23 protein-coding genes and 1 tRNA gene are annotated in these 25,052 nt (G+C 71.2%); 20 read left to right on the top strand and 4 right to left on the bottom strand.

All coding sequences use genetic code 11. The features are described from left to right. Positions 1 to 26: 26 nt before the first annotated feature. Together H8F25_RS00785 and ndhL are read right to left on the bottom strand one after the other, a co-directional pair. Entirely contained in the window at positions 27 to 413 is a 387-nt protein-coding gene (locus tag H8F25_RS00785) for a DUF3007 family protein (protein ID WP_197211635.1), read from the bottom strand. Then, a complete protein-coding gene (gene ndhL, locus H8F25_RS00780; RefSeq protein ID WP_197211634.1) occupies positions 410 to 712 on the bottom strand; it encodes an NAD(P)H-quinone oxidoreductase subunit L in 303 nt (100 codons plus the stop codon). The genes H8F25_RS00785 and ndhL overlap by 4 nt, the downstream gene beginning before the upstream one ends. A 45-nt stretch (positions 713 to 757) precedes the next feature. On the opposite strand from ndhL, the gene H8F25_RS00775 reads away from it, so the two are divergent. From H8F25_RS00775 to H8F25_RS00735, 9 genes are all read left to right on the top strand, one after another. After that, a tRNA-Leu gene (locus tag H8F25_RS00775) sits at positions 758 to 841 on the top strand. A gap of 258 nt (positions 842 to 1,099) precedes the next feature. After that, positions 1,100 to 1,654 carry an NAD(P)H-dependent oxidoreductase subunit E gene (locus H8F25_RS00770; protein ID WP_197211633.1) on the top strand — a complete coding sequence of 185 codons (555 nt, stop codon included), beginning with the start codon at positions 1,100 to 1,102 and terminating at the stop codon, positions 1,652 to 1,654. Next, positions 1,651 to 3,381, top strand: a complete 1,731-nt coding sequence (locus tag H8F25_RS00765; RefSeq protein ID WP_304623264.1) for a NuoF family protein — start codon at positions 1,651 to 1,653, stop codon at positions 3,379 to 3,381. The genes H8F25_RS00770 and H8F25_RS00765 overlap by 4 nt, the downstream gene beginning before the upstream one ends. Further along, positions 3,378 to 4,097: a bidirectional hydrogenase complex protein HoxU gene (gene hoxU, locus H8F25_RS00760; RefSeq protein WP_197211632.1), complete on the top strand. Its 720-nt coding sequence runs from the start codon at positions 3,378 to 3,380 to the stop codon at positions 4,095 to 4,097. Before H8F25_RS00765 ends, hoxU begins: the two co-directional genes overlap by 4 nt. A gap of 146 nt (positions 4,098 to 4,243) precedes the next feature. Continuing rightward, a complete protein-coding gene (locus H8F25_RS00755; RefSeq protein ID WP_197211631.1) occupies positions 4,244 to 4,753 on the top strand; it encodes an oxidoreductase in 510 nt (169 codons plus the stop codon). 4 nt (positions 4,754 to 4,757) lie between these two features. After that, entirely contained in the window at positions 4,758 to 6,224 is a 1,467-nt protein-coding gene (locus H8F25_RS00750) for a Ni/Fe hydrogenase subunit alpha (RefSeq protein WP_197211630.1), read from the top strand. Beyond that, positions 6,217 to 6,834 carry a hypothetical protein gene (locus H8F25_RS00745; protein WP_197211629.1) on the top strand — a complete coding sequence of 206 codons (618 nt, stop codon included), beginning with the start codon at positions 6,217 to 6,219 and terminating at the stop codon, positions 6,832 to 6,834. Before H8F25_RS00750 ends, H8F25_RS00745 begins: the two co-directional genes overlap by 8 nt. A gap of 6 nt (positions 6,835 to 6,840) precedes the next feature. Next, positions 6,841 to 7,182 (top strand): hydrogenase maturation nickel metallochaperone HypA, encoded by a 342-nt coding sequence (hypA, locus tag H8F25_RS00740; protein ID WP_197211628.1) that lies wholly within the window; start codon positions 6,841 to 6,843, stop codon positions 7,180 to 7,182. 78 nt (positions 7,183 to 7,260) lie between these two features. Then, entirely contained in the window at positions 7,261 to 8,178 is a 918-nt protein-coding gene (locus H8F25_RS00735) for a hypothetical protein (RefSeq protein ID WP_197211627.1), read from the top strand. Between the two features lie 61 nt (positions 8,179 to 8,239). Here H8F25_RS00735 and H8F25_RS00730 read toward each other — a convergent pair whose 3' ends face one another. Both H8F25_RS00730 and H8F25_RS00725 read right to left on the bottom strand, forming a co-directional pair. Further along, the gene (locus H8F25_RS00730) at positions 8,240 to 9,919 is read right to left on the bottom strand and encodes a family 10 glycosylhydrolase (protein WP_197211626.1); all 1,680 of its coding nucleotides are present in this window, start codon (positions 9,917 to 9,919) and stop codon (positions 8,240 to 8,242) included. A 56-nt stretch (positions 9,920 to 9,975) separates the two neighbouring features. Beyond that, a complete protein-coding gene (locus H8F25_RS00725) occupies positions 9,976 to 11,040 on the bottom strand; it encodes an alkene reductase (protein ID WP_197211625.1) in 1,065 nt (354 codons plus the stop codon). A 235-nt stretch (positions 11,041 to 11,275) separates the two neighbouring features. On the opposite strand from H8F25_RS00725, the gene H8F25_RS00720 reads away from it, so the two are divergent. The 11 genes from H8F25_RS00720 to hypD all read left to right on the top strand — a co-directional run bounded on the left by H8F25_RS00720 (position 11,276) and on the right by hypD (position 24,998). Next, the gene (locus H8F25_RS00720) at positions 11,276 to 12,334 is read left to right on the top strand and encodes a fatty acid desaturase (RefSeq protein ID WP_231596964.1); all 1,059 of its coding nucleotides are present in this window, start codon (positions 11,276 to 11,278) and stop codon (positions 12,332 to 12,334) included. 281 nt (positions 12,335 to 12,615) lie between these two features. Continuing rightward, a complete protein-coding gene (hypB, locus tag H8F25_RS00715; RefSeq protein WP_231596963.1) occupies positions 12,616 to 13,305 on the top strand; it encodes a hydrogenase nickel incorporation protein HypB in 690 nt (229 codons plus the stop codon). Between the two features lie 26 nt (positions 13,306 to 13,331). Further along, positions 13,332 to 16,094 (top strand): Sua5/YciO/YrdC/YwlC family protein, encoded by a 2,763-nt coding sequence (locus H8F25_RS00710; protein ID WP_197211622.1) that lies wholly within the window; start codon positions 13,332 to 13,334, stop codon positions 16,092 to 16,094. A gap of 27 nt (positions 16,095 to 16,121) precedes the next feature. Further along, positions 16,122 to 16,388, top strand: a complete 267-nt coding sequence (locus H8F25_RS00705; protein ID WP_197211621.1) for a HypC/HybG/HupF family hydrogenase formation chaperone — start codon at positions 16,122 to 16,124, stop codon at positions 16,386 to 16,388. A gap of 48 nt (positions 16,389 to 16,436) precedes the next feature. Next, on the top strand, positions 16,437 to 20,177 hold the full coding sequence (nifJ, locus tag H8F25_RS00700) for a pyruvate:ferredoxin (flavodoxin) oxidoreductase (protein ID WP_197211620.1): 3,741 nt from the start codon (positions 16,437 to 16,439) through the stop codon (positions 20,175 to 20,177). A 59-nt stretch (positions 20,178 to 20,236) separates the two neighbouring features. Then, entirely contained in the window at positions 20,237 to 20,719 is a 483-nt protein-coding gene (locus H8F25_RS00695; protein WP_197211619.1) for a hypothetical protein, read from the top strand. Further along, positions 20,706 to 21,236, top strand: a complete 531-nt coding sequence (locus tag H8F25_RS00690) for a hypothetical protein (protein ID WP_231596962.1) — start codon at positions 20,706 to 20,708, stop codon at positions 21,234 to 21,236. Before H8F25_RS00695 ends, H8F25_RS00690 begins: the two co-directional genes overlap by 14 nt. A gap of 157 nt (positions 21,237 to 21,393) precedes the next feature. Then, positions 21,394 to 21,696, top strand: a complete 303-nt coding sequence (locus tag H8F25_RS00685) for a hypothetical protein (protein WP_197211617.1) — start codon at positions 21,394 to 21,396, stop codon at positions 21,694 to 21,696. A gap of 66 nt (positions 21,697 to 21,762) precedes the next feature. Further along, positions 21,763 to 22,434: a PCC domain-containing protein gene (locus tag H8F25_RS00680; protein ID WP_197211616.1), complete on the top strand. Its 672-nt coding sequence runs from the start codon at positions 21,763 to 21,765 to the stop codon at positions 22,432 to 22,434. Between the two features lie 126 nt (positions 22,435 to 22,560). After that, the gene (locus H8F25_RS00675; RefSeq protein ID WP_197211615.1) at positions 22,561 to 23,595 is read left to right on the top strand and encodes a dihydroorotate dehydrogenase-like protein; all 1,035 of its coding nucleotides are present in this window, start codon (positions 22,561 to 22,563) and stop codon (positions 23,593 to 23,595) included. Then, the gene (hypD, locus tag H8F25_RS17910) at positions 23,592 to 24,998 is read left to right on the top strand and encodes a hydrogenase formation protein HypD (RefSeq protein ID WP_255518289.1); all 1,407 of its coding nucleotides are present in this window, start codon (positions 23,592 to 23,594) and stop codon (positions 24,996 to 24,998) included. Before H8F25_RS00675 ends, hypD begins: the two co-directional genes overlap by 4 nt. The last annotated feature ends 54 nt before the right edge of the window (positions 24,999 to 25,052 follow it).

Raw genomic sequence — 25,052 nt, 5'->3', positions numbered from 1 at the left:
GCGGCGGGCGGGCGAAGGCACCGAGCCTATGGGGTCGGGGCCTCCGGGCCGGGTGGCGGCGCCGGGAGCGGGTCCTCCGCTGCCCCGTCCTCAGCCTCCAGCTGCCCCACCTCAGCCAGGAGGCGCCTCTGCTCCTCGGGGCTGAGGGCCTCGAAGCGCGCCTGCAGCTCGGCGTCGGTGGCCGCGTCGTAGGCAGCCCGATACCGGCGCCGCTGCTCCATGTAGGTCATCCGACCGCTGACGACGCGAAACAGATAACTGCCCGTCCAGACGAGCACGATCACCATGAGCAGCGCCGAGGCGGCGATGCCCGGCGTGAACCCGTGAAACCCTCCCCACTGGAAGAGGAGATAGCCACCGCCACCCAGACCGAAGACGGCCAGGCCGGCGAGCAGAACCGCGCCCCGGGTCACGAACGGGCGGCTCCCTGGCCGGCCATGCGGAAGTTCAGGAAGGGGGCGAACAGCAGCAGGCCAGGGAAGAACAGGAAGACCAGGCCGTAGACAAACGTGCGCTCGATCTTGCCCATCACCGTCCAGCGGCGTTGCATCCAGGCGTAGAGAAGCAGCGGCACCGCCACCAGATAGGCGCCTGCGAGCACCCCATACAGCCCAAGCACTAGCAGGGTCTCCGTGGGGATGCTCTGAAGCAGGGCAGCCGGATCGAGCGCGAACGGGAGCCGGATGGCGAAGGGGGCGTACAGCGGCAGCATCAGGGATGACCCCGGGGCGGTGCGCAGAATTTAGAGTGCGGCAGCGGGGGCATGGCGGAATCGGTAGACGCAGCGCACTTAAAATGCGCAGACGGGATCGTTGTGGGGGTTCAAGTCCCCCTGCCCCCATCTCACCCGGGACAGTCCTCCGGCCATGTGACCGTCCGGCAAGCGCGTGGATGCAGGCGGTCTCTGAACGCTGGAGGCAGGCCCAGCAGCGCCTCCAGGCCCCTGTGTTGTCCTGATGCCTGTCCTGATGCCTGTCCTGGTGCCTGCTGCGCCTGAGCGTGCAGGGGATGCGGCGCTGCAGCCACGGATGCCCGCCGCAGCTAGCAAGGGACTGGAGCCTCCGATCCGGACGGTGGCCCGACCTGCCGGAATCGCGTCATGGTCCGTCCTCCTCTGAACACCGCAGCCCAGCTCCCCGTCGAGGCCACCGGCGGTGCTCCGGCCGATGCCCTGATCGAAGTGCTGCACAGGCTGCAGGAGCGCCAGGTCTGGCTCGACCGTGACACCCTGCGGCAGGTCGCGAGGCAGCTGCGCCTGCCGCTCAGCCATGTCGTCGGCGTGGCCAGCTTCTACCACCTGTTCCTGCTGAAGCAGCCGACGCCCCATCGCTGCGCCGTCTGCCTGGGCAGCGCCTGCTTCGTGCGCGGCGCCCTGCAGCTCGCCCAGACCCTGTCCGAACGCCTGGGGGTGGCGCTCGACGATCCGGAGGGGGATGGCGGCTGGAGTCTGCAGCGGGTGGGCTGCCTGGGAGCCTGCGGCCAGGCGCCGGTGCTGGTGGTGGACGAACGACTGCTGACGCGGCTGCCCCTCGCCGGGGACGCCCGTCCACAGCTCGAGCAGCGACTGGACGAGGCCGGACTGCCCCGGGCGGGGGAGGGCGACGGCCGGGCGTCAGCGGCGCGGCCGACCCCCCGGCCGGAGGAGCAGCCGTGATCGCCCTGCCTCCCGGGAGCGCCTCCCAGCTGCGCTGCTGCCATGCCAGCGGCTGCCGCAGCGCCGGCGGCGAAGCACTGCTGCAGGCCCTGCAGGAGGCCGCCCGGGACACCGGCGGCACGCTCACGGTGAAGGGCGTGGGCTGCCTGCGCCTCTGCGGACGCGGTCCTCTGGTGGCCTGGGACGGTCCCGGCGGCACGGCTCTCTTCGGTGATCTGCGACCTGCTCAGGCCGGTGACCTGGTGAGACTGGCCAGCCCTGGGGACCACGAAGAGCGCCGGAGGGACGGGCAGGGAAGCCAGGCAGGCAGCCAGCCAGCCCGAGGGTCAGACCCGATCGTTCCATCGACCGACCAGGACACGGGCTCCGCCGCCCCAGGCGGTGCTGAGGCCCAACCGGAGGCAGCCATGGCGGCTCTGGCCTCGCAGCGGCTGGATCTGGAGCAACCCTTCTTCGCCCTGCAGCGACCGCTGGTGCTGGAGCACTGCGGCCTGATCGATCCGGACTCGCTCGACGAGGCGTTGGAGCGTGGCGCCTATGCCCAGCTGCAGCGCTGCCTGCGCGAGCTCAGCCCGGAGCAGGTGCGCGCCGAGATCCGCCTGAGCGGCCTGCGGGGCCGCGGCGGGGCGGGCTACCCCACCGGCCTGAAGTGGGACACGGTCGCCCTGCAGCCCGAGGGGCCTCGCTACGTGGTGTGCAACGCCGATGAGGGCGATCCCGGCGCCTTCATGAACCGCAGCGTGCTCGAAGGAGACCCGCACCGGCTGCTGGAGGGCATCGCCATCGCCGCCTACGCCGTCGGTGCCGAGCGCGGCTACATCTACGTGCGCGCTGAATATCCCCTGGCGATCGCACGGATGCGCCGGGCTCTGGCGCAGGCACGGCAGCGGGGCCTGTTCGGCGGCGCTCCCGGCACCGCCTCCTTCCAGTTCGACCTGGAGGTGCGGGTGGGGGCGGGCGCCTATGTCTGCGGTGAGGAGACAGCCCTGCTGGCCTCGATCCAGGGCCGCCGCGGCTGTCCGAGGCCGCGGCCGCCGTTTCCGGCCCAGTCGGGCCTGTGGGGTGCCCCCACCCTGATCAACAACGTCGAGACGCTGGCAACCGTGCCCGTGATCCTGCGGATGGGGAGCGAGGCCTACGCCGCCATCGGCACGCCCACCAGCCCCGGAACCAAGGTGTTCGCACTGTCGGGGGCCGTGCGCCACACCGGCCTGGTGGAGGTGCCGCTGGGCACCGCGCTGCGCACCATCGTCGAGACGATCGGTGGCGGCTCGCTCGAGCAGCCCGGGGTCCCCGGCGGCGGCGCGCTCAAGGCGGTGCAGACCGGCGGCCCCTCCGGCGGCTGCATCCCGGCGGACCATCTCGACACGCCCGTGGACTACGAAAGCCTGCGGGCCCTTGGCGCCATGATGGGCTCCGGCGGCATGGTGGTGGTCGACACCGGCACGCCGATGCCACTGCTGGCCCGCCATTTCATGGCCTTCAGCGTCAGCGAGAGCTGCGGCAAGTGCGTGCCCTGCCGCGCCGGCACCGTGCAGCTGGCGGCGCTGCTCGATCGCTTCGTGGAGCACCGCGCCGAACCGGCGGATCTGCAGCGGCTCGAACAGCTCTGCGCCATGGTGCGCGACACCAGCCTCTGCGGTCTGGGTCAGGCGGCCCCCAGCCCGGTGCTCAGCACCCTGCGCTGGTTCCGGGCCGAGTACGAGTCGGGGATCGCAGGCCCATGAGCGTCATCACCCTCTCCATCGATGGCCAGCCGGTGGCGGTGCCGGCGGGATCGAGCCTGCTTCAGGCGGTGCGCGCGGCAGGCATCAGGCTGCCGACCCTCTGCCATCTCGATGGCCTCAGCCCGGTGGGGGCCTGCCGGCTCTGCCTGGTGCAGGTGGAGGGTGTGTCTCGGCTGCTGCCGGCCTGCGCCAGCGAGGCCAGCGAGGGCCTGCAGGTGCAGACCGATACACCGGAGCTCCGGGAATACCGGCGCATGGCGGTGGAACTGTTCTTCGCCGAGGGCAACCACGAATGCGCCTACTGCGTCGCCAACGGCGACTGCGAACTGCAGGACGTGGCGGTGACGGTGGGCATGGACCACAGCCGCTTCCCCTACCGCTGGCCGAACCGATCGGTGGATGCGTCGCACCCGCTGTTCAGCCTCGACCACAACCGCTGCATCCTCTGCACCCGCTGCGTGCGGGTGTGCGACGAGATCGAGGCCGCCCACGTCTGGGACGTGGCGGAGCGGGGCGCCCACTGCCGCATCATCGCCGGACTGGATCAGCCGTGGGGCGAGGTGGACGCCTGCACCCACTGCGGCAAGTGCGTCGATGTCTGTCCCACCGGGGCGCTGTTTCACAAGGCCGACGGCACGGCAGAGAAGCACCCCGATCGCGAGCGCGCCCAGCATCTGCGCCGGGCCCGCGACCAGCACGAGTGGCAGCACCGATGAGCGACCCCATGGCGATGGCTCCTGATCCGGCGAGCAGATCCCCCGCCGCAGTGCCGGGCACCGATCAGCCGGGGAGAGCCGCGCCGTCCCCCTCGCGAAAGCTGCGCCTGGCGACGGTCTGGCTGGCGGGCTGCTCGGGCTGCCACATGTCGTTCCTCGATCTCGATGAGTTCCTGTTCGATCTGGCCGAGCAGGTGGAGATCGTCTTCTCGCCGGTGGCCAGCGACATCAAGACCTATCCCGAGGGCGTGGATCTGTGCCTGGTGGAGGGGGCAGTGGCCAATGCCGACAACCTGGAGCTGGCGCTGCAGGTGCGCCGGCGCACGGCCGTGGTGGTCTCGTTCGGGGACTGCGCCGTGACCGCCAACGTGCCGGGCCTGCGCAACCTGATCACCCCCGGCGGCAGGGACAGCGCCATGGCGGCCCTGCAGCGCTCCTACCTGGAGCTGGCCGACAGCCAGGCCCAGATCCCGGTGGCCCCGGGGGTGGTGCCGGAGCTCCTGCCGCGGGTGCTTCCCCTCCACGAGGTGATCCCGGTGGACGTGTACCTGCCCGGCTGCCCGCCTTCGGCCGCGCGCATCCGCGCCTGCCTGGAGCCGATGCTGCGGGGCGAGAGGCCCCGGCTGGAGGGCCCGGAGATGCTGCGCTTCGGATGACGCCATGAGCCGCACGATCACGATCGATCCGGTCACCCGCATCGAGGGACACGCCCGCATCACCCTGCAGCTCGACGCCGACGGTCGGCTGGAGGGCGCGCGCTTCCATGTGGTGGAGTACCGCGGCTTTGAGCGCTTCTGCGAGGGCCATCCGTTCACCGAGATGGCCGGCATCACGGCGCGGATCTGCGGCATCTGCCCGGTGAGCCACCTGCTGGCCGCCGCCAAGACGGGCGACAAGCTGCTGGCGGTGACGATCCCGCCGGCGGCCGAAAAACTCAGACGCCTGTTGAACCTCGCCCAGCTCACCCAGAGCCACGCGCTGTCGTTCTTTCACCTCAGCAGCCCCGATTTCCTGCTGGGCTGGGAATGCGATCCGGCGAAGCGCAACGTGTTCGGCCTGATGGCCGCCGATCCGGAGCTGGCGCGATCCGGCATCCGCCTGCGCCAGTTCGGCCAGCAGATCCTGGAGCTGCTGGGGGGAAGGAAAATCCACGCCGCCTGGGCCGTACCCGGTGGGGTGCGCTCACCCCTCAGCCCCGAGGCGCGCGAGTGGATCCTGGGGCGCCTGCCGGAGGCGAAGGCCACCGTGACGACGGCGCTGGAGCTGTACAAGCAGCTGCTGGATGGGCCGCTGCAGCGGGAGCAGCGCACCTTCGGCGACTTCGAGAGCCTGTTCCTGGGCCTGGTGAACGGCGAGGGCCAGTGGGAGCACATCGAAGGCGGACCGCAGGGGGGGCTGCGGATCAGGGCCAGCGATGGATCGATCGTCGCCGATCGACTGAGCGAGGACGACTATGCCTCCTTTCTGGGGGAGGCGGTGGAACCCTGGAGCTATCTGAAGTTTCCCTATTACAAGCCGCTGGGTTATCCGCAGGGGATCTACCGCGTCGGGCCGCTGGCGCGGCTGAACGTGTGCGATCGGGTGGGTACTCCCTGGGCCGATGCCGAGCTGGAGGAGCTGCGGCAGCGCTCCGGAGTCGGCCCTGGTCGGATGATCACCTCGTCGTTCGCCTATCACCACGCCCGCCTGGTGGAGATCGTCGCCTGCCTGGAGGCGATCGAGCGTCTCGTCTGCGACGAGGAGCTGATGCACGGCCGCATCCGCGCCCGCGCCAGCCTCAACCGCAACGAAGCCGTTGGCGTCAGCGAGGCCCCACGCGGCACCCTCTTCCACCACTACCGGGTGGATGACCACGGCCTGATCACCCGCGTCAACCTGATCATCGCCACCGGCCAGAACAACCTGGCGATGAACAGCACCGTCACCCAGATCGCCCGGGAGTTCATCCCCGATCCGGTGCCCGCGGACGCCGAGATCCCCGAGCCGCTGCTCAACCGCATCGAGGCGGGCATCCGCTGCTTTGATCCGTGCCTGTCGTGCTCCACCCACGCCGCCGGGCAGATGCCGCTGCGGCTGGAGCTTCGGGCCGCCGACGGGCGGTTGCTGGCGGAGCGCAGCCGTGGCTGAGGGCGGCGCCGACCTGGTGATCGGCATCGGCAACCCCCTGCGCGGTGACGACGGCGTGGGCTGGTGGCTGGCGGAACGTGCCGAACAACTGCCGCCGGGGACGCCCACCAGAGGCCCGCTGCTCGTGCGAACCGTGCAGCAGCTCACCCCGGAGCTGGCAGCCGAACTGACGGACGTCCGGCGGGTGCTGTTCATCGATGCCTGGTGGCCGCCGGGGCCGAGCACAGGCATTCACCAGGCCCCGGAACGGCCACAGGCGCTGGAGGCAGGCGGCGACGGCGGCAGCGTTGCCGCGCTGGCAGTGACGGCAAGCAACGGCAGGCACGCTCCCCGGCCCTCCCCGCACCTGCAGCGCCTGGACGTCCTGACCCCGGAGCACCGCCCGGCCATCCACGAGGAAGGGGCCTTCAGCCATCACCTCGATCCGGCCCGGCTGCTGGCGATCACGGCGCTGCTCTACGGGGCGGCACCACAGGGGTGGCAGCTGCTGGTGCCTGCCTTTGCGATGCCCCATGGCCAGGGCTTGTCGCTGCCGCTGCGACAGCTGCTGCCTGCGGCGGAAGCGCAGCTGCGGCACTGGCTCGCAGCAGCCCCTGCCACCGATGCATGAACTGCAATGCATGAACTGAGCCTGATGGAGGAGGTGCTGCGGCAGGCGCTGACGGCGGCAGCAGCAGAAGGGGCCACCTGCATCGAGGCGATCACCCTGCGGGTGGGTGATCTCGCCGGGGTGGAAGAGGACGCCCTGCGCTTTGCCTTTCCGGTGGTGATCGAGGGCTCGATCGCCCAGGGGGCGGAGCTGCGGATCGAACGGGAAGCGGCCCTGTGCGACTGCGCGGCCTGCAACGACAGCTTCCTGGCGCGGGATGGCTGCTGCGAGTGCCCCCGCTGCGACACGATCAGCCGCCGTCTGATCAGCGGCCGCGAGCTGCGGCTGGTGGCCCTGGAGGTGCGCTGACCGGAGGCGTCTTCAGCCTGGATGGCTGATTGCGGGAGCCGGACGCATCATGGGGTTTCCACCAGCAGGAGAGAGGCCTTGAGCTCCCTGTCCGTGATCGAGCCGATTGCGGTGGCGATCCAGCACACGCGACGGCTGCTGTTCGCCCCCTTTGACCTGCGCAAATGGCTGCGGCTCGGGTTCTGCGCCTTTCTGATGGGAGCTGGTCCGGGAGGGGTCTTCGGCGGAGGGGGCCCCGGAACCAGCTCCGGCCCAGGCAGTGACTTCAACCTTGAGGAAGCCATGTCCTGGTTCCAGGAGCATGGAGCCATCATCCTGACGGTGACCCTCAGCGTTCTGGTGCTGCTGGCGCTTCTCGTCGTGCTGTTCACCTGGCTGAGCAGCCGGGGGCGTTTCATGCTGCTCGATGGCGTCATCCGCAATCGCGGCAGCATCGTCGAGCCCTGGCATGCCTTTCGCCGCGAAGGCAACTCCCTGTTTCGCTTTCGCGTCGCCCTGGGTCTGATCAGCCTGGTGGTGGTGGGGTTGATCCTGGGGCTCGCCGTGCTGATCAGCCTGCCGGATTGGCGCTCCGGTGTGTTCGCCACCCACGCCATTGCCGCCGCACTCAGTGCTGCCCTGCTGCTGCTGATCTGGATCCTGGTGATGGAGGTGATCCGCGTGCTGCTTCTCGATGTCGTGGCCCCCGTGATGTGGCTCCATCGCCTGCCGGTGCTCAAGGCCTGGAAGCAGGTGCTGCGCCCTCTGTGGCAGGAGCATCTCGGCAGCCTGGCGCTCTACCTTCTGATGCGGGCTGTGCTCGGCATGGCCGTTGGCCTGCTGACCCTGCTCACCATCGTGTTCAGCTGCTGTCTTGCCCTGATTCCCTATGTGGGCTCGGTGCTGCTGCTACCTCTGATCGTCTTCGAACTCACCTATCCGCTGGCCTTCCTGGAGCAGCTCGGCCCCGACTGGCAGTTCTTCCCCAGCGATCGCCCACCGCTGCCGGCCGCCTGATCCGACAGCCGGCCTGGCGGCAGCCCGTCAGGACCTGCGGGCTGGAGGCGGAGGCCAGCCGTCACAGCGGAGGGACCGGTTCCGGTGGCGCACCGTTGAAAGGGCCCCAGGACGGATCGAGGGCGCCGGGCGACTCGGGCGGGCCTGGCAGCAAGGGAGGTGGGGGCGGCACGGAGACCGGGGCAGGCATGGAGACGGGCGGTGCGGGAACAGAGGGCTGCACGGGAACAGACGGCGTCGCCGACGCCCCTGGTGACGATGCCGGGGCCGTGCCGGGAGCGACCGGGGCCGGATCCACCGGGGCGGCCTGCGCAGGAGCAGGGCTCTCAGGCGCGGGTGCTCCGGAGGCAGGAGGGCGCTCGGCAGGCATGCCGTTGGGGACCGACGCCCCGGGCTGGGCGGGTGATGGGGAGCCAGGCGCCAGGGGCGCCGGAGTGGTGACGGGTGCGGGTGAGGGGGTGGGCAGCGGCCGCGGCGCAGCCGGGGCGGCCGGAGTGAGCGCCGGCGATGGCCGCGGCGCGGCGGCAGCGACGGGACGGCGCGGCGCCGGCTGGCGATACAGGGCGTCGAGGGCCTCCTTGCGCAGGGCTGCCGGCTCCTGCGCCTCCTCCCAGAGCGTCTCGTAATAAAAGAATCCCGCTCCCAGGCCCCGGCGGCGGGAGGCTTCAGCCTGAGCGACCACCCGTTCGATCGGCTCCGGCTGGGTGCGCTGTCCGGTGAAGATGCCCACCGCCGTTGGAACCCGCTGACGGCTGACGGCGAACTCCGGTCGGGTCAGCTCCGCTTCGAAACTGGCGAGATCAGGGCGATAGAGCTGCACCACCACCTCATCGACGCTTCCCTGCCGGACCCAGGTGAGCCAGTCCTGCAGCTGCCGCTTGTAGGCGAAATCGTGGTAATTCGGTGACAGCGACACCAGGAAACCCGGTCGCTTCTGGCGCAGCTGCGTGGCCAGTTGCTGCATGAACGCGCTGATGCGGTCGGCACGCCACTTCAGCCAGACGCCATCCGCCGCATTGGCCGGTGGTTCGCGGCCGGTGCTGCGTTTGTAGAGCGCCGCCGTGAACGCGTCATAGCCGAAATCACTGGGCAGGCTGGTGTGATCGTCGAACTGAATGCCATCGGAGTCGTAGTTGGTGGCGATCTCCAGGATCAGCTCGGTGAGCATCGCCTGCACCTGGGGATGCATCGGGTTGAGCCAGGACACCTCTCCGGCGGCGCTGATCGAGGTGACGCTGCCATCGCGGCGGCGGCTGAGCCAGGCGGGCTGGCGGCGGGTGAGCACCGAGCCGGGCGGCACCATGAAGCCGAACTCGAACCACGGCACCACCAGCAGTCCCTGGCGATGGGCTTCACTGATCAGTTCCGCCAGGATGTCTTGTCCCTGCAGGCCCCGGTACTGGAAATCCTGCAGGCCCAGCCGCTCGCTGACCGCGCTGGGGTAGTAGGCGAAGCCGCTGTTCCAGACCACCGGATAGATGGTGTTGAAGTGCAGCGCCGCCAGCTGCCGCACCGCCTCCCGCATGCGCGTGCGATCGCGCAGCACATCCATGTCGTTGGCGGTGAACCAGACGGCCCGGATCTCCTCGCCCAGGCGGTTGGAGGGCCGTGGGGCCGGCGGCACCGCGGACTGGGAGCGGACTGTCCGGCTGAGCGGCAGAGCCACCGTCAGGAGCAGGGCCAGCAGCGCCGAGCCCCAGCGACGCAGGCGCCATCGCGTTCCGCGCTGTCCCCGTGCCATCGCGCCCGTGCCGGTTGGGTGGGCCAGACCCTAAGAGGCCCCTGCCGACTTCAGGTTCAGGCCGGCAGCGCCGGATAGTCGGTGTAGCCCTCGGCCCCCTGGCTGTAGAAGGTGGCCGGATCAGGCTCCTGCAGCGGCGCCCCCAGGGCGATGCGGCGGGGCAGGTCGGGGTTGGCGAGGAAGGCCCGCCCGAAGGCCACCGCATCAACGGCTCCACCGGCCACCGCCTCGGCTGCCTCCTCGGGGCTGTAGCCCATGTTGCCGATCAGAACCCCCGAGAAACGTTGACGCACCGGCGTCAGCACATCGCCCTGCTGCCTGCCGAGCAGATCCGCGCGCATCAGGTGCAGGTACGCCAGCCCGCGATGGTTCAGATGCTCGGCCAGCCAGCTGATCAGAGCGACCGGATCGCTGTCGGCGATGTCGTTGTAGCTGTTCAGCGGAGACAGGCAGACGCCCGTCAGCGGTGTCTCCGCCGTCACCGCCTCGATCACCTCCAGCAGCAGGCGGGCACGGTTCTCGATCGGCCCCCCGTAGGGCCCACCGCGCCGGTTGGTGCCATCGCGCAGGAACTGATCGAGCAGATAGCCATTGGCGGCATGGATCTCGACACCATCGAAGCCGGCGGCCATGGCGTGGCGCGCCGCCGTGGCGAAGGCCTGCACGATCCCCGGCAGCTCGTCATCACGCAGTTCACGGGGCACCTCATAGGGCTTCTTGCCCTCGGGGGTATGGATCTCATCGCCCTGGATCGCGATCGGACTGGGCTCCACCGGCTGCCGGCCGCCCAGCAGCGAATGGCAGGCGCGCCCCCCATGCCAGATCTGCAGCACGATGCGACCACCGGCCCGATGCACTGCCTCGGTGACCGGCCGCCAGCCCTCGATCTGGGCCTGGTTGTAGATGCCCGGCTCACGACCACCGAAGGCGACATGGCCCTCGGCCACGATCGTCGCCTCGGCGATCAGCAGGCCGGCCGTGGCCCGCTGGGCGTAGTACTCGGCCATCAGCGGCGTCGGCACATGCTCCGCATCCGCCCGGCAGCGGGTCAGCGGCGCGTCGAGCACCCGGTTCGGCAGCTCCAGCGGGCCGAGTCGCAGGGGGGTGAACAGATCGGGCATGGGGCGTGAACGGTGCCGATCGATGCACTGAAGCGCAGCCGCCACCGCGATGGCCAGCCAGGCCACGGCGCGTCATGCAGCGTTTTCGCTCCTAGGGTTGACGCCACGCCGGTCGGGCCCGCCCGTTCTGAGTGGCCCCCACGCGACCCCTGTTCTGACCCTCTCTCCAACCCTGCAGGCGACCTCCCCGGAGGACGTGACGCAGGCGACCGCAGCCGTTCGCCGGGCTGATTTCGTGCTTCGCCCCTACCTGGAGCGCTCCGATGCGATCGGCACCTGGCAGGTGCTGAACACCCTGGTGCCCTTCAGCCTGTTGTGGGCGGCGGCCTTGTGGTGCCTGGAGCATCAGCCGGTGCTGCTGCTGCCGGTGCTGGCCCTGCAGGTGCTGTTCCTGGCCCGCTGTTTCTCGCTGATGCACGACTGCGGTCACGAGAGCCTGTTCCGCAGCCGCCGGGCCAACCGCTGGGTGGGATTCCTGCTCGGGATGGTGGCCGGCATTCCCCAGCTGCCCTGGTCGCGGGGCCACGCCTTCCACCACCGCCACAATGGCGACTGGCAGAAGTATCAGGGCCCCTCAGCCCTGATCAGCACCCACGCCTTCGCCGAGCTCAGCCCGGGCGGCAAGCGGTTCTACCGCTGGCTGCGCCATCCGCTGATGCTGTTTCCCGGGGGCTTCTTCTATCTGGTGATCAAGCCGAGGCTGGCGCTGCTGCTCGGGCTGCGCGATCTGATGCCCTGGTTGATCGGCCAGCTGCAGCGCACGCCCCGGGCCGACCTGGGCACGCTGTATGCATCCCACAGGAGTCGCCACTGGCACAGCCCGGCTGAAGGGATCGATCTGTTCTGGAACAACGTCGCGGTCCTCTCCTTCTGGCTGCTGATGGGATCGCAGCTCGGCCACGGCCGCTTCTGGAGCCTGTATGCACCGCTGATGACCTGCGGGGCTGCGGTGTTCATCTGCGTGTTCTTCATCCAGCACAACTTCCCCGATGCCTACGCCCACCGCAGCGAGGGGTGGAGCCCGATGGCCGGGGTGCTCGAAGGCACCAGCAATTTGGAGCTGCCCCCCCTGCTCAACTGGTTCACCGCCGACATCGGCTGCCATGCCATCCACCACCTCTGCGAGGCGATCCCCAACTACCGCCTGCGGGCCTGCCAGGAGCGCAATGCCGCCCTGCTGCAGGGGGTGACACGGCTCTCCCTGGCGGACATCCGCGGCTGCTTCAGCTTCATCCTCTGGGATCCCGAGGCCGCCCGGCTGACGACGATCGCGGCCCAGAGCGGACAGGCCTGAGGGAGAGGTCTGAGCGAAACAGCCACCAGCTGGCCCGAGACCGCGACGAGGGGGCGAGGGGCCGCCGCTGAACGGCGTGCCTAGCGTTGCGAGCAGACGCCGCTTCGTAGCCGGCGGGAGATGTGCACATGTGCGGCACCTGCGGCTGCTCGCCGGCCCCATCGGATGACACCAGCACGGCCCGACAGGACGGATCGTCGCCGGTTCAGGCCGCTCAGGACACCTCGCCCCTTGACCCTCCCGCCAGGGTGCCGCCACCAGCGGGATCAAGGGCCCGGCGCGTGACGCTGGAGCAGCAGCTGCTGGCGCACAACGACCAGCACGCCGACGCCAACCGCAGGCGCTTTCAGGAGGCCGGCGTGCGGGTGGTCAACCTGCTCTCCTCTCCGGGCTCCGGCAAGACGGCGCTGCTGGAGGCCCTGGCCGCTGCGGCGCTGCAGGGCCCCGGCGGTGAAAGGCCCCTGCGCCAGGCGGCGCTGGTGGGCGATCTGGCCACCGACAACGACGCCCGCCGCCTGCAGGCCGCCGGCCTGCCGGCACTCCAGATCAACACCGGCCAGGGCTGCCACCTGGAGGCCGCCCAGGTGGGCCGCGCCCTCGATCGGCTCGAGGCGGAGCAGACACCGCTGGCGCAGCTGGATCTGCTGTGGATCGAGAACGTCGGCAACCTGGTGTGCCCCGCCGCCTACGACCTGGGCGAGAGCCTGCGGGTGGTGCTGGTGTCGACCACCGAGGGCGAGGACAAGCCGCTCAAATATGCGCCGATGTTCCATGGCGCCGACCTGGTGCTGATCAGCAAGATGGACCTGGCGGCGGCGGTGGACTTCGATCGCACCACCGCCCGGGCCGCCATCGCCCGGGTGGCGCCCCGGGCCCGGCTGCTGGAGGTGTCGGCCCGCACGGGCGAGGGACTGGCGGCGCTGGCGGCGCTGCTGCTCGCCGCTCCGGTGACCACACTCGCCGGGCGGTGACGGGCGTTCTCCCCGGCAGTCCCGCCATGGCGGCCACTCCCGGGGAGAAGGAGGCTCGCCAGGGGCTGCGGCTGATCTGCCGGGGCGTGGTCCAGGGGGTGGGGTTCCGCCCCGCGGTGGGCCGGCTGGCCGGCGCGCTCGGCCTCGATGGCCGGTTGAGCAACATCACCGGCGCCGTTCAGGTGGAGCTGGCCGGCACCCGCCCTGCCCTGAAGCGCTTTGTCGCGCTGCTGCCGGAGGCCCTGCCGGCGGCGGCACGGCTGGAGGCGCTGCAGATCGCCTGGCTCCAGCCGCCCCTGCCCCCCGGGCTGGCCGCGGGATCAGGACTGCGCATCAGCGCAGAGGCACCGCAGCCCCTGGGGATCGGCCTGGTGGCACCGTCTCTGGTGGCGGATCAGGCCCTGTGCCCCGCCTGCCGCCGCGAGCTGCGCGATCCCCACGACCGCCGCTTCCGCTATCCCTTCATCAGTTGCTGCAGCTGCGGGCCGCGCTACTCGATCGCCACCGCCGCGCCCTTCGCCCGCGCCCACACCACCTTGGCGGCCTTTGCGCTCTGCCCCGCCTGCCAGGCCGAGTTCGAGGATCGGGCCGATCGGCGCTTCCACGCCGAAACGATCGGCTGCCCGGCCTGCGGGCCGACGCTGCGACTGCTCGATGCCGGCGGCAGGCCTCTGGCCGGCGCCTTGCCTGGCCATGGGAGCGCCGGCCGGGTCCGATCCGACGCGGCACGCCATCCAGCCAGTGCTGCAGGAGCCGCTGATCCACCGACCCGAACCAAGCCAGGGATCGGGGCGAATCCTGGGAGCTCAGCTGCCGCCCTGGAAGCCGCCGTGGCCCTGCTGCGTTCGGGGCGGATCCTGGCGCTGCAGGGGGTGGGCGGCTTCCAGCTGCTGGTGGACGCGCGCGATGCAGGCGCAGTCGCCCGCCTGAGAGAGCGCAAGCGGCGGCCGCACAAACCCTTCGCCCTGCTGGTCGATCGCCTCGAGCGGCTGGCGGAGCTGGTGCATCCCACCCTGGAGGAACGGGCTGCTCTGGAGGATCCGGCAGCGCCGATCGTGCTGCTCCCCTGCCCTGACGACGCCCACGAGACGGTGCTGGCCGGCGTGGCGCCGGGCGCGCCGGGGCTGGGGGTGATGCTGCCGTCCTCGCCCCTGCATCTGCTGCTGGCCGAAGCCTTCGCCGGGCCGCTGGTCGCCACCAGCGGCAACAGCAGCGGCGAGCCCCTGTGCACCGATCCGGCCGAGGCGATGGAGCGTCTGGCCGGCATCGCCGATGCCTTTCTGGTGCATGACCGGCCGATCGCCCGGCCGCTGGATGATTCCCTGCTGCAGCTGATCGATGGGCGTCCGGCCCTGCTGCGCCGGGCCCGCGGCCATGCCCCCCAGGCCCTGACCCTGCCGGATCCAGGGGCCGCGCCGAGAGCGGCGGCCCTCGGGCGTGCGACCGCCCCCTGGGATCCGGCGCGGCCACGGAGCAGCGGAGCCCCGACAGCCGGAAGCGCCCAGGGCGTCGGCACCCCCCCGGGACTGGCCAAGGGGGGCGATCGCCCGGCGACTCTGCTGGCACTGGGCTCCGATCTGAAGAGCGCGCCGGCCCTGGCGATCGGCGATCAGCTCTGGCTCGCGCCCCATCTCGGTGATCTGGCCGACAGCCGCTGCCTGGAGCGCTGGCGCAGCGGCCTTGCCGACGTTCTGGAGCGGCAGTCTCCGCACAGGCTCGCCGCGGCGATGGATGCCCATCCGCAGTACCTCAGCCGGCAGCTGGCGCCACCGCTGCTGGCGGGGAGGGCGATCACGCCCCTGCAGGAGGTGCAGCATCACCAGGCCCATGCCCTGGCGGTGGCGGCCGAGCACGGCCTGCCGCTGCCGCTGCCGGCCCTGGTGCTCGACGGACTCGGCTACGGCGGCGGGGCCGCGCCGCTCTGGGGTTGTGAGCTGCTGTGGCTGGACCGCCGTGGCGGTCGCCGACTGGCCTCACTGCGGCCGTTCCCGCTGCCGGGGGGCGAGCGCGCCGTGCGCGAACCACGCCGCAGCGCCCTGGGACTGCTGTGGGCCGCCGGTGTGGTGGATCACGCCGGCGCCGCGGCGGTGCACGCGGCCTTCCAGCCCGGGGAGATCCCTCTGCTGCTGCAGGCGATGGCCGGCCGCTGCAACACACCCTGGTGCTCGAGCGCCGGCCGCCTGTTCGATGCGGTGGCTTCACTGCTGGATCTGGTGCAGGTCGCCAGCCACGACGCCCATGCGGGCCTGCTGCTGCAGGCCGGCGCCGCCCGGGCACCCGCAACGGCCGGCGCCTACCCAATGGCCTGGCTCACCCCGATGGCGCCCCTGACCTCCGAGAGCGGACCCGCCAGCGACGACGACGCATCAACGGCTGGAGAAGAGCGGGACCTGCCCCTGCTCGACTGGCAGCCGTTGCTGATGGCCCTGCTGCAGGACATCGCCTCGGGGCAGGCGCGGGACCTCTGCGCAGCCCGCTTCCACAACGGGCTGATTCAGGCTCTGGCGGAGGCGGTCTGCGGCCTGGGGCTGGAGCGATCCGCGGGCACTCGCACGGATCCGCTGACGCCTGGATCAGCAGACCCAGCGGCAGCCCCGGCCGTGATCCTGGCCGGCGGCTGCTTCCAGAACCGCCGGTTGCTGGAGGGGCTGATCGCGGCCCTGCGGCAGCGCCACCTGGAGCCCTTCTGGGGAGAGCGGATCCCGCTCAATGACGGCGGCCTGGCCGCCGGCCAGATCCTGGCGCTGAAACTGCAGCCGTGCCAGGCCGGCCAGGAGCGCCGGAGCTAGAAGAAAGCAGTCGCTTCCGCGTGCCGCATGTGTCTGGCTGTGTCCGGTCGCATCCTGGCGATCCGCAGCCAGCCGCCGCCGGGCCATGACACTGCCGGGACCGGCAACGCGGTGAGTGGCGGTGCCGAGGACGGTCTCTGGCGGCTGGCGGAGGTGGATTTCGGCGGCGTGCGCCAGCAGGTGAGCCTCGCCTGCCTCCCCGAGGCGCGGGTGGGCGACCGGGTGCTGGTGCACGTGGGCCTGGCGATCGCCCGGGTGGAGGAGGACGACGACGGACTGATGGGCCAGTTCTGAGCGCTCTGCCTATAAAAAAGTCAGGCGATGGCAACGCGGGGGTCGGCCATGCAGACAGCACAGCGTCCAGGCGGAACCGGGCGACCGGAGGGCGCCGCCCCACAGCCCCTGACAACGGAGTCCCGGCCTGCCCGAACCCGCAGCGACGGGCCGGAACCAGAGCCGATCCAGGAGACCCTCGACGGCAACGAGGCGGTGGCGCGGGTGGCCTATCGCCTCAGCGAGCTGATCGCCCTCTACCCGATCACCCCGGCCACACCGATGGGGGAATGGGCCGACGCCTGGAGCGCCGAAGGACGGCCCAACCTCTGGGGCACGCCACCGGCGGTGGTGGAGATGCAGAGCGAAGGCGGCGCCGCCGGTGCCCTGCACGGCGCGCTGCAGGCGGGGGTGCTGGCCACCAGCTTCACCGCCAGCCAGGGCCTGCTGCTGATGCTGCCCACCCTCTACAAGCTGGCCGGCGAGCTGACGCCGATGGTGCTGCACGTGGCGGCGAGGGCGATCGCGAGCCAGGGCCTGTCGATCTTCGGCGACCATGGCGACCTGATGGCGATCCGCAGTGCCGGCTGCGCCATCCTCTGCTCGGCCTCGGTGCAGGAGGCGGGCGACTTCGCCGCCATCGCCAGCCGCGCCGCCCTGCTCGGCCGCGTGCCCTTCGTGCATGGCCTCGACGGCTTCCGCACCTCCCACGAGATCCAGAAGATCCACACCCTCAGCGATGACCTGCTGCGGCAGTTCATTCCGGCTGAGGCGATCGAGGCGCACCGCCAGAGAGCCCTCAGCCCACACCATCCGGTGCTGCGCGGCAGCTCCCAGAACCCCGATCTCTACTTCCAGGGCCGCGAAACGGTGAATCCGTTCGTGGCCGCCGTGCCGCAGCTGGTGCAGGAGGCGATGGAACGCTTCGCCGCCCTGAGCGGCCGCCGATACGGCCTCTTCGAATACGTGGGATCACCCACCGCCGAGCGGGTGGTGGTGCTGATGGGCTCCGGCTGCGACACCGCCGCGGCAACGGTGGCGGCCCTGGAGGCCGCAGGGGAATCGGTGGGGGTGGTGAAGGTGCGCCTGTTCCGTCCGTTCGCGGGCGAGCGCTTCACCACGGTGCTGCCGGCCACCACCCGGGCGGTGGCGGTGCTCGATCGCTGCAAGGAGGCGGGCGCCGCGGCCGAACCGCTGGCCCTGGAGGTGATGGCGGCGCTGCAGCGGCACTGGCCGCTGATGCAGCGCGGGGCGCCGCTGCCCCAGGTGATCGGCGGCCGCTACGGGCTGGGCTCCAAGGAGTTCACCCCGGCGATGGTCAGGGCGGTGCTCGACAACCTGCGCGGCGCCCTCGATCCATCCCTGCCGCCGCCGCTGCATGGCTTCACCGTCGGCATCGAGGACGACGTCTGCCACAGCTCCCTGGTGGTGGATCCGGGCTTCGTGCTCGAGCGGGCCGAGGCCACCGATGAAGTGCGGGCGATCTTCTACGGCCTGGGCGCCGACGGCACCGTGGGGGCCAACAAGAGCACGATCAAGATCATCGGCGAACAGACCGATCTTCAGGTTCAGGCCTATTTCGTCTACGACTCCAAGAAGAGCGGCTCGGTCACGATCTCGCACCTGCGCTTCGGCCCGCGACCGATCCATGCGCCCTATCTGATCCAGCGGCCCACCTTCGTCGCCTGCCACCAGTGGGATTTCGTGGAACGCTTCCCGCTGGTGGAGCAGCTGGCCATCGGCGGCACACTGCTGCTCAACAGCCCGTTCGAGCCGGCCGAGAGCTGGCTGCGGATGCCGGCGCTGCTGCGGCAACGCATCCGCGAGCGGCAGCTGCACGTGTGGCAGATCAACGCCACCCGCGTCGCCCGTGAGGCCGGCATGGGCCCGCACATCAACACCGTGATGCAGGTGTGCTTCTTCGCCCTCAGCGGCGTGCTGCCCCAGGCGGAGGCGATCGAAGGCATCCGCGAGGCGATCCGCCACAGCTACGGCCGCAAGGGGGAGGCGGTGGTGGCGATGAACCTGCGGGCCGTGGACGCCAGCCTCGACCAGCTGGTTCCCCTGCCCTGGCGCGAACTCCCCGAGCCGCCCGAACAGCCCGGCGACAGGGGAACCGGCCTCGCCGCCGCCGCACCCGGGGCCCCTGACTTCGTGCGCACGGTGATCGCACCGCAGCTGGCCCTGGAGGGGGACCGGCTGCCGGTGAGCGCGATGCCCTGCGATGGCACCTGGCCCACGGGCACCTCCTGCTGGGAGAAGCGCAACATCGCCACCTCGGTGCCGGAATGGCACAGCGATCTGTGCGTGCAGTGCGGCAAATGCGTGATGGTGTGCCCGCACGCGGTGATCCGCGCCAAGGTGGCCGAGCCCGCCGCCCTGGAATCGGCGCCGCCGGGCTTCCGGCAGGCGCCGGCCCGTGACCATGCCTTCGAGGGGCAGGCGTTCACGATCCAGGTGTCGGTGAAGGACTGCACCGGCTGCAGCCTGTGTGTGGAGGTCTGCCCGGCGCGGGACCGGACCCAGCCGAAGCGCAAGGCGCTGGAGATGGTGCCCCAGCGCCCGCTGCGCGAGACAGGCCGGGCCAACTGGGACTTCTTCCTGCAGCTCCCCGAGGCGCCGCGCGCGGACCTGGACCTGCGCCGCATCGGCCAGCAGCAGCTGCAGCAGCCCCTGTTCGAGTTCCCCGGCGCCTGCGCCGGCTGCGGCGAGACCCCGTACCTGAAGCTGGCCAGCCAGCTGTTCGGCGATCGCATGCTGGTGGCCAACGCGACGGGGTGCTCCTCGATCTACGGCGGCAACCTGCCCACCACCCCCTGGGCGAAGAACGGCGAGGGCCGTGGGCCTGCCTGGAGCAATTCGCTGTTTGAGGACAACGCCGAATTCGGCCTGGGCATGCGCCTGGCGGTGGATCAGCAGCGGCGCATGGCGGAGGATCTCCTCCGGGATCCGCAGCTGGAAGGACAGGGCGATGAGGCGCTGCCGCAGGAGCTGGTCCAGCAGATCCTGAACGCCGATCAGAGCGATGAGGCGGGCATCGCCGAGCAGCGCCAGCGGATCGCGGAGCTGCGGCGGCGGCTGGAGGCCAGGCCCGAGGCGCGCGATCCGTCCTCGCCGGCGGCCCGGCTGCTGGCGCTGGCCGGCAGCCTCGAGAAGCACAGCGTCTGGCTGGTGGGTGGCGACGGCTGGGCGTACGACATCGGCTTCGGCGGCCTCGATCACGTGCTGGCCAGCGGCGCCGATGTGAATGTGCTCGTGCTTGACACCGAGGTGTACTCCAACACCGGTGGCCAGCGCTCCAAGTCCACCCCGCTGGCGGCGGTCGCCAAGTTCGCCAGCGCCGGCAAGGAGACCGCCAAGAAGGACCTGGGGCTGATGGCGATGACCTACGGCACGGTCTATGTGGCCTCGGTGGCGATGGGCGCCCGCGATGAACACACGATCCGGGCGTTTCTGGAGGCCGAGAGCTATCCGGGGCCCTCGTTGATCCTGGCCTACAGCCACTGCATCGCCCACGGCATCGACATGGCCCACGGCATGGCCCAGCAGAAGCTGGCGGTGGACACCGGCCGCTGGCTGCTCTACCGCTACGACCCGCGCCGCCGCGCGCAGGGCGAGACGCCGCTGCAGCTCGACAGCCCCGCACCGAAGCGGGATCTGGCGGACCAGTGGGCCAGCGAGCAGCGCTTTCGCCTGCTGCGCGGCGGCCCCCGGGAGCGGAGCCGGGAGCTGCAGGAACGCGCCCGCGTGGAACGGGACCGGCGGCTGGAGCTGTACCGGGCCCTGTCCCAGCCGGATGGCGCCGGCTGAGCTCCCCGTTGGCAGCGGCGGCCGGGCCGGGCAGGATGCCCCCAGAGGCTGAACCGGCCGTGGAATCCCGCAACCCGATCCAGGACTTTCTCACCTTCCTGATCGGCGCCGTCCTGCTGACGATGGGCGTGTTCCTGTTCTTCCAGCAGGTGATGGTGGGCTCCGCCGGCAGCGGCTGGCTGGGCCAGGGCGGCGGCCGCAGCTGGCGCGGCGGCTTCTTCGGCGGATGGGGGGGCCGGGGTGGTGGCCTGGGCGGCGGCTGGCCCGGCCTGCCGAACCTGCTGGCCCCCGGCGGCATCGGCCTGCTGCTGATCCCCCTGAGCCTGGGGGTGGCCCTCCTGTTTTCTCAGCGCCACGTGCGCTGGGGCTGGTATCTGGTGGCGGCCTCGCTGGCGGCCCTGGGGGCGGGTGTGCTGCAGACCCTGTTCGTGCAGTTCCAGCCCACCACCCTGTGGAACCTGCTGATGATGTTCACCCTGATGGGCAGCGGCGCCGGCCTGATGTTCCGCTCGCTGCGCGGCTACGGCGATGGCAACCCCTGAGCGGGCGATGGCCTCGACAGCAAAGGAGGCATCGCGGCCCGGCGCCCGGAGCGGCGGCCTGGGGACGGCGCTGAAGCTTCTCGGCTGCCTGATCCTGCTGGGCCTGGGCGGGGCCCTCGGCTGGCAGGCCCGCACCCTGGTGCTGCAGCGCCCCGTGCCCGACGACCCGGCCGGTGCGCTGATCCAGCGCCGCCAAGCCCTGTTGGCCGCCGGCTGGAAGCAGCTCGATGGCGGCGTCTACGCCCGCCCCTGCCAGGCCCCCTGCCGGCCGCCGCGCATCTACGGCGGCGGGGCGGCCGGGGCGGTGGAGGTGGAATGCCTGGAGCGCAACTGCGGCACGATCAGCGCCGCCTTCGCCCTGCTGGACGCCTCCGGCGCGGTGATCGGCGAGCGCAAGGTCGAACGGCAGGGCCGCCACGGGGAGCGGCTGCAGCTGGTGGCCGAGAGCGACGACCCGCGCGTCAGCCGGGTGGAGCTGAGCAGCCTGCGGGCCCGGGCCGTGGAGAACGGCGGCTGAGGCCTGAGGTCAGGTCTCGCCAGGCCGTGGCCGCCACCCCGTGGCAGGGGCCTTCCGGCCGGCCCCGTCGGATTCGGTCATCCCGACATCACCGCCCCTTGAGGGCCACGGCCGCCACCCATAGCGTCAGTTCACCAAAGTTCATGACGCCTTATTCATGGAAGAGCCCCTCGCCATTCCCGCCTCGATCAGCTATCGACAGCTGCAGAACCTGGCCCAGAGCGCTCCGGCCGACGCGACGCCGATCAGCGCCAGCAGCGACAGCGAGATGGCCAACCTGGACAACGCCCTCGAGGCCTGGAGCCGCGCCAGCCAGCAGTTGCTTCAGACCCTGCAGCAGGCCGGACCTGCCGTGGCCGAGGGCCGTGGCCCCCGCCAGCTGATGGCCCTCGGCGCCCTCCAGGCCCATGTGGCGATGGGCCTGCAGGCCCTCGCCAGCAGCCGGCGACCCCAGGGCTGACGACCGAACCGGGAGACGGCCCACAACGGCCTGCGACCATTGGCAGGTCTCGACCCGCCCGCCGCCATGCAACCCCTGCCGCTGCATCTCGACGCCGGCAGCGATGTGCGCCTCAGCCTCGAGGCCCTTGCCCGTGACCACGGGGCCACGGGCTACGTGCTGTCGGTGGTGGGCAATCTCTCGACCGCCGTGTTCCAGTGCCCGGGCAAGGCCTCTCCGACCCGGCTGCGCGGTGAGCTGGAGATCATCACCCTCTCGGGCACCCTCTCGCCCGAGGGGGTGCACCTGCATCTGAGCTTCTCCGACGGCGACTGCAGAGTCTGGGGCGGCCATCTGGAGCCCGGCACTCTGGTGCTGCGCGGCGCCGACCTGCTCGTGGGCTTTCTCCCGAGCGCCACGCCACTGGCTGCCCTCGCAGCCGGCGACCATGGAAGCGACAGCCCCGTGCAGTCCAGCCGGGCGCCGGTGAGCATCGATTCGCTGACGCAACCGCGGGTGGAGATCGCCGTGCTGCCCGGCTGCCCCTGGTCGGCCCGGGCCCTGCGCATGCTGCGCACCCTCTCGATTCCCCATCGCGTTCTGCAGGTCGACAGCGACGCCCTGCGCAGCGAGATCGAGCAGCGCAGCGGCAGCAGCTCGCTGCCCCAGGTGTTCGTCGACGGCCAGCCGATCGGGGGCTACGACGCTCTGGCCGAAAGCCACGGCCGCCGCGAACTGGAGCCTCTGCGGCAGGGCTGAAGGCCGATCGGGGCCGCCCACTGCCCTTGAAGCCAGCGGAACACCGCAACAGCTCCCTCCGGGTGCTGCTCCCTCGCTTGCCGCTGCCCCTGGAGCTGGCCAGAGTCGGGAAGAGGCAGCACCGCCATGGCCGAACCGGATCTCTCCTGCAGCTGGCTGGGATTGCCGCTGCACTCGCCGCTGGTGGTGGGAGCCTGCGGCCCGCTCAGTGAGGATGTGGGGCAGCTGCGCGAACTGGAGCACTGCGGTGCCGCCGCGATCGTGTTGCATTCGCTGTTCGAAGAGCAGCTCGCCGAAGAGCAGATCGCCTTCCATCAGCGGGCGCTGCAGGGCAGCGAGAGCTATGGGGAGTCGCTCTCCTATCTGCCCGATCCGCACTGGTTCAGCGGCGGTGAGGATCTGTATCTGCGCCTGATCGAGCAGGCCCGAGCCCAGCTGTCGATTCCCCTGATCGCCAGCCTCAACGGCGCCCATCCCGGCAGCTGGGTACACAGCGCCCGCCGCATCGAGGCGGCCGGGGCGATGGCGCTGGAGCTGAGCCTCTACGGCCTGCCCACCGACCCGGAGCTGAGCAGCGCCGCGATCGAGACGCAGGTGGAGGAGACCGTGCGGGAGGTGCGCTCGGAACTGTCGATTCCGCTGGCGGTGAAGCTGCACCCGTACTTCACGAATCTGCGCGGTATGGCGCACCGCCTGGCGGGTGCCGGCGCCGATGCCCTCACCCTGTTCAACCGCTTCTACGAACCCGACATCGACATCGAGGCGCTGGAGCTGCGCTCCCATCTGCTGCTCTCCACCCCCCAGGATCTGCGTCTGCCGCTGCGCTGGATCGCATTGCTGCATGGCCGCGAGCCGCTGCAGCTGGCCGCCAGCGGCGGTGTGCATCGCGGCACCGACGTGGTGCGGCTGCTGATGGCCGGAGCCTGCTGCACCCAGGTGGTGGGGGCGCTGCTGCGCCACGGCCCGCAGCGGCTGCTGGGGCTGCGCGATGAACTGAACCTCTGGCTCGCCGAACACGAATACGCGTGCGTCAGAGACCTGGTGGGATGCATGGCCCAGTCCCAGGCCCCGGATCCGAGCCACTACGAGCGCACCCCCTATCTGCGCAGCCTGCAGACCTTCCGGCCCCTGGAGGCGATGCAGACCGGCGGGCCGTGGTGAACGGCGCCACGGCCCCTGGAACGGCGATTGGTGGCGTGCATGCCGTGGCCGGTGACGTTGTCGAGGCCGGCCGGAACCGGCTCGGCTCCGTCGCCGCGGTGCAGGCCATGGCGGCGGAGCTGAAGGCGATCACCACCCGGCCGTGGACCCTGATGGAGGTGTGCGGCGGCCAGACCCACGCGATCGTCCGCTGGGGGCTGGATCAGCTGCTGCCCGAGGGTCTGCGCCTGATCCATGGGCCCGGCTGCCCGGTGTGCGTCACGCCCGCCCGCACGATCGAGCAGGCGCTGGCGCTGGCGCGGCGGCCGGATGTGATCCTCTACTCCTATGGCGACATGCTGCGGGTGCCGGGGGAGGGCCGCGACACGCTGCTGAGCGTGCGCGCCGCCGGTGGCGACGTGCGGCTGCTCACCTCGCCGCTGCAGGCCCTGGCGCTGGCGTGCAACCATCCCGATCGCCAGGTGGTGTTCCTGGCCGTGGGGTTTGAGACCACGGCGCCGGCCACGGCCCTGCTGGCCCGCCAGGCGCTGACACTGGGTGTGGGCAACCTGTCGCTGCTGGCCGCCCATGTGCGGGTGAGCCCGGCGATGGAGGCGATCCTGGCCGACCCCGCCAACCGGGTGCAGGGCTTCCTGGCGGCCGGCCATGTCTGCAGCGTGCTGGGCACCGCCGAGCTGGAGCAGCTGGTGGAGCACTGGCGGCTGCCGGTGGTGGTGACCGGATTTGAACCCCTGGAGCTGATGGCCGGCGTGCTGGCCTGCGTGCGTCAGCTGGAGGGCGGGGAGGCGCGGGTGGAGAACGCCTATGACGCCGTCGTGCAGGCCGCGGGCAACCCGGCGGCCCGCCTGTTGCTGGAGGAGGTGTTCGAACCGTGCGATCGACCCTGGCGGGGCCTGGGGGTGATGGCCGGCGGAGGGCTGGCGCTGCGGGGGCCCTACCGGGCGCTGGATGCCATCGAGCGCTTCCGGTTGGAGAGAGGGGCCAGCGAACACCCGACCACGGCGCCAGCCGCCAGCTCGCCTGCCAGAGAGACGCCGACAGAAACCCGCCATGACAGGCACGGCGCGGGGCCCCGGCGGCCCAGCACGGATGGTGTCGGCTGCCCGACCTGCGGGATCGCCGCTGCGGAGACTCGGCCGATCCACGCACCGCCGCCCTCAGCGCCGCCAGCGACCGGAGCCCAGACCGGCGTCAGCGACTCCGAGTGGTCACCGACATCCCAGCGCTGCATCGCCGGCTCGATCCTGCGCGGCCTGGCCACACCGCAGCAGTGCCCGGCCTTCGGCACCACCTGCACGCCCGAGCATCCGCTCGGGGCGCCGATGGTCTCCAGCGAAGGGGCCTGCGCGGCGTACTTCCTCTATCGGCACCGAGCCGGGCTTCATGCGAAACAGGACGACTGAGCCCCGCCTGGGCCTGCGGCACGGGCCCATCCCCTGCAGGGTGCATGCGCGGCC

It is taken from the genome of Synechococcus sp. CBW1004 (assembly GCF_015840715.1).
GTDB lineage: Bacteria > Cyanobacteriota > Cyanobacteriia > PCC-6307 > Cyanobiaceae > Cyanobium.
Note: the sequence above shows the minus strand (reverse complement) of the source record. Positions and strands in the feature narration are given on the sequence as shown.

Excerpts from the sequence above, each read along its gene's own strand:
- H8F25_RS00725 (WP_197211625.1), bottom strand. The coding sequence starts at position 11,040 with ATGCCCGATCTGTTCACCCCCCTGCGACTCGGCCCGCTGGAGCTGCCG.
- H8F25_RS00680 (WP_197211616.1), top strand. The coding sequence starts at position 21,763 with ATGCAACCCCTGCCGCTGCATCTCGACGCCGGCAGCGATGTGCGCCTC.
- ndhL (WP_197211634.1), bottom strand. The coding sequence starts at position 712 with ATGCTGCCGCTGTACGCCCCCTTCGCCATCCGGCTCCCGTTCGCGCTC.
- H8F25_RS00710 (WP_197211622.1), top strand. The coding sequence starts at position 13,332 with ATGGCGGCCACTCCCGGGGAGAAGGAGGCTCGCCAGGGGCTGCGGCTG.
- H8F25_RS00750 (WP_197211630.1), top strand. The coding sequence starts at position 4,758 with ATGAGCCGCACGATCACGATCGATCCGGTCACCCGCATCGAGGGACAC.
- hoxU (WP_197211632.1), top strand. The coding sequence starts at position 3,378 with ATGAGCGTCATCACCCTCTCCATCGATGGCCAGCCGGTGGCGGTGCCG.
- H8F25_RS00705 (WP_197211621.1), top strand. The coding sequence starts at position 16,122 with ATGTGTCTGGCTGTGTCCGGTCGCATCCTGGCGATCCGCAGCCAGCCG.
- H8F25_RS00675 (WP_197211615.1), top strand. The coding sequence starts at position 22,561 with ATGGCCGAACCGGATCTCTCCTGCAGCTGGCTGGGATTGCCGCTGCAC.
- H8F25_RS00685 (WP_197211617.1), top strand. The coding sequence starts at position 21,394 with ATGGAAGAGCCCCTCGCCATTCCCGCCTCGATCAGCTATCGACAGCTG.
- H8F25_RS00690 (WP_231596962.1), top strand. The coding sequence starts at position 20,706 with ATGGCAACCCCTGAGCGGGCGATGGCCTCGACAGCAAAGGAGGCATCG.
- H8F25_RS00755 (WP_197211631.1), top strand. The coding sequence starts at position 4,244 with ATGTCGTTCCTCGATCTCGATGAGTTCCTGTTCGATCTGGCCGAGCAG.
- nifJ (WP_197211620.1), top strand. The coding sequence starts at position 16,437 with ATGCAGACAGCACAGCGTCCAGGCGGAACCGGGCGACCGGAGGGCGCC.
- H8F25_RS00770 (WP_197211633.1), top strand. The coding sequence starts at position 1,100 with ATGGTCCGTCCTCCTCTGAACACCGCAGCCCAGCTCCCCGTCGAGGCC.
- H8F25_RS00730 (WP_197211626.1), bottom strand. The coding sequence starts at position 9,919 with ATGGCACGGGGACAGCGCGGAACGCGATGGCGCCTGCGTCGCTGGGGC.
- hypA (WP_197211628.1), top strand. The coding sequence starts at position 6,841 with ATGCATGAACTGAGCCTGATGGAGGAGGTGCTGCGGCAGGCGCTGACG.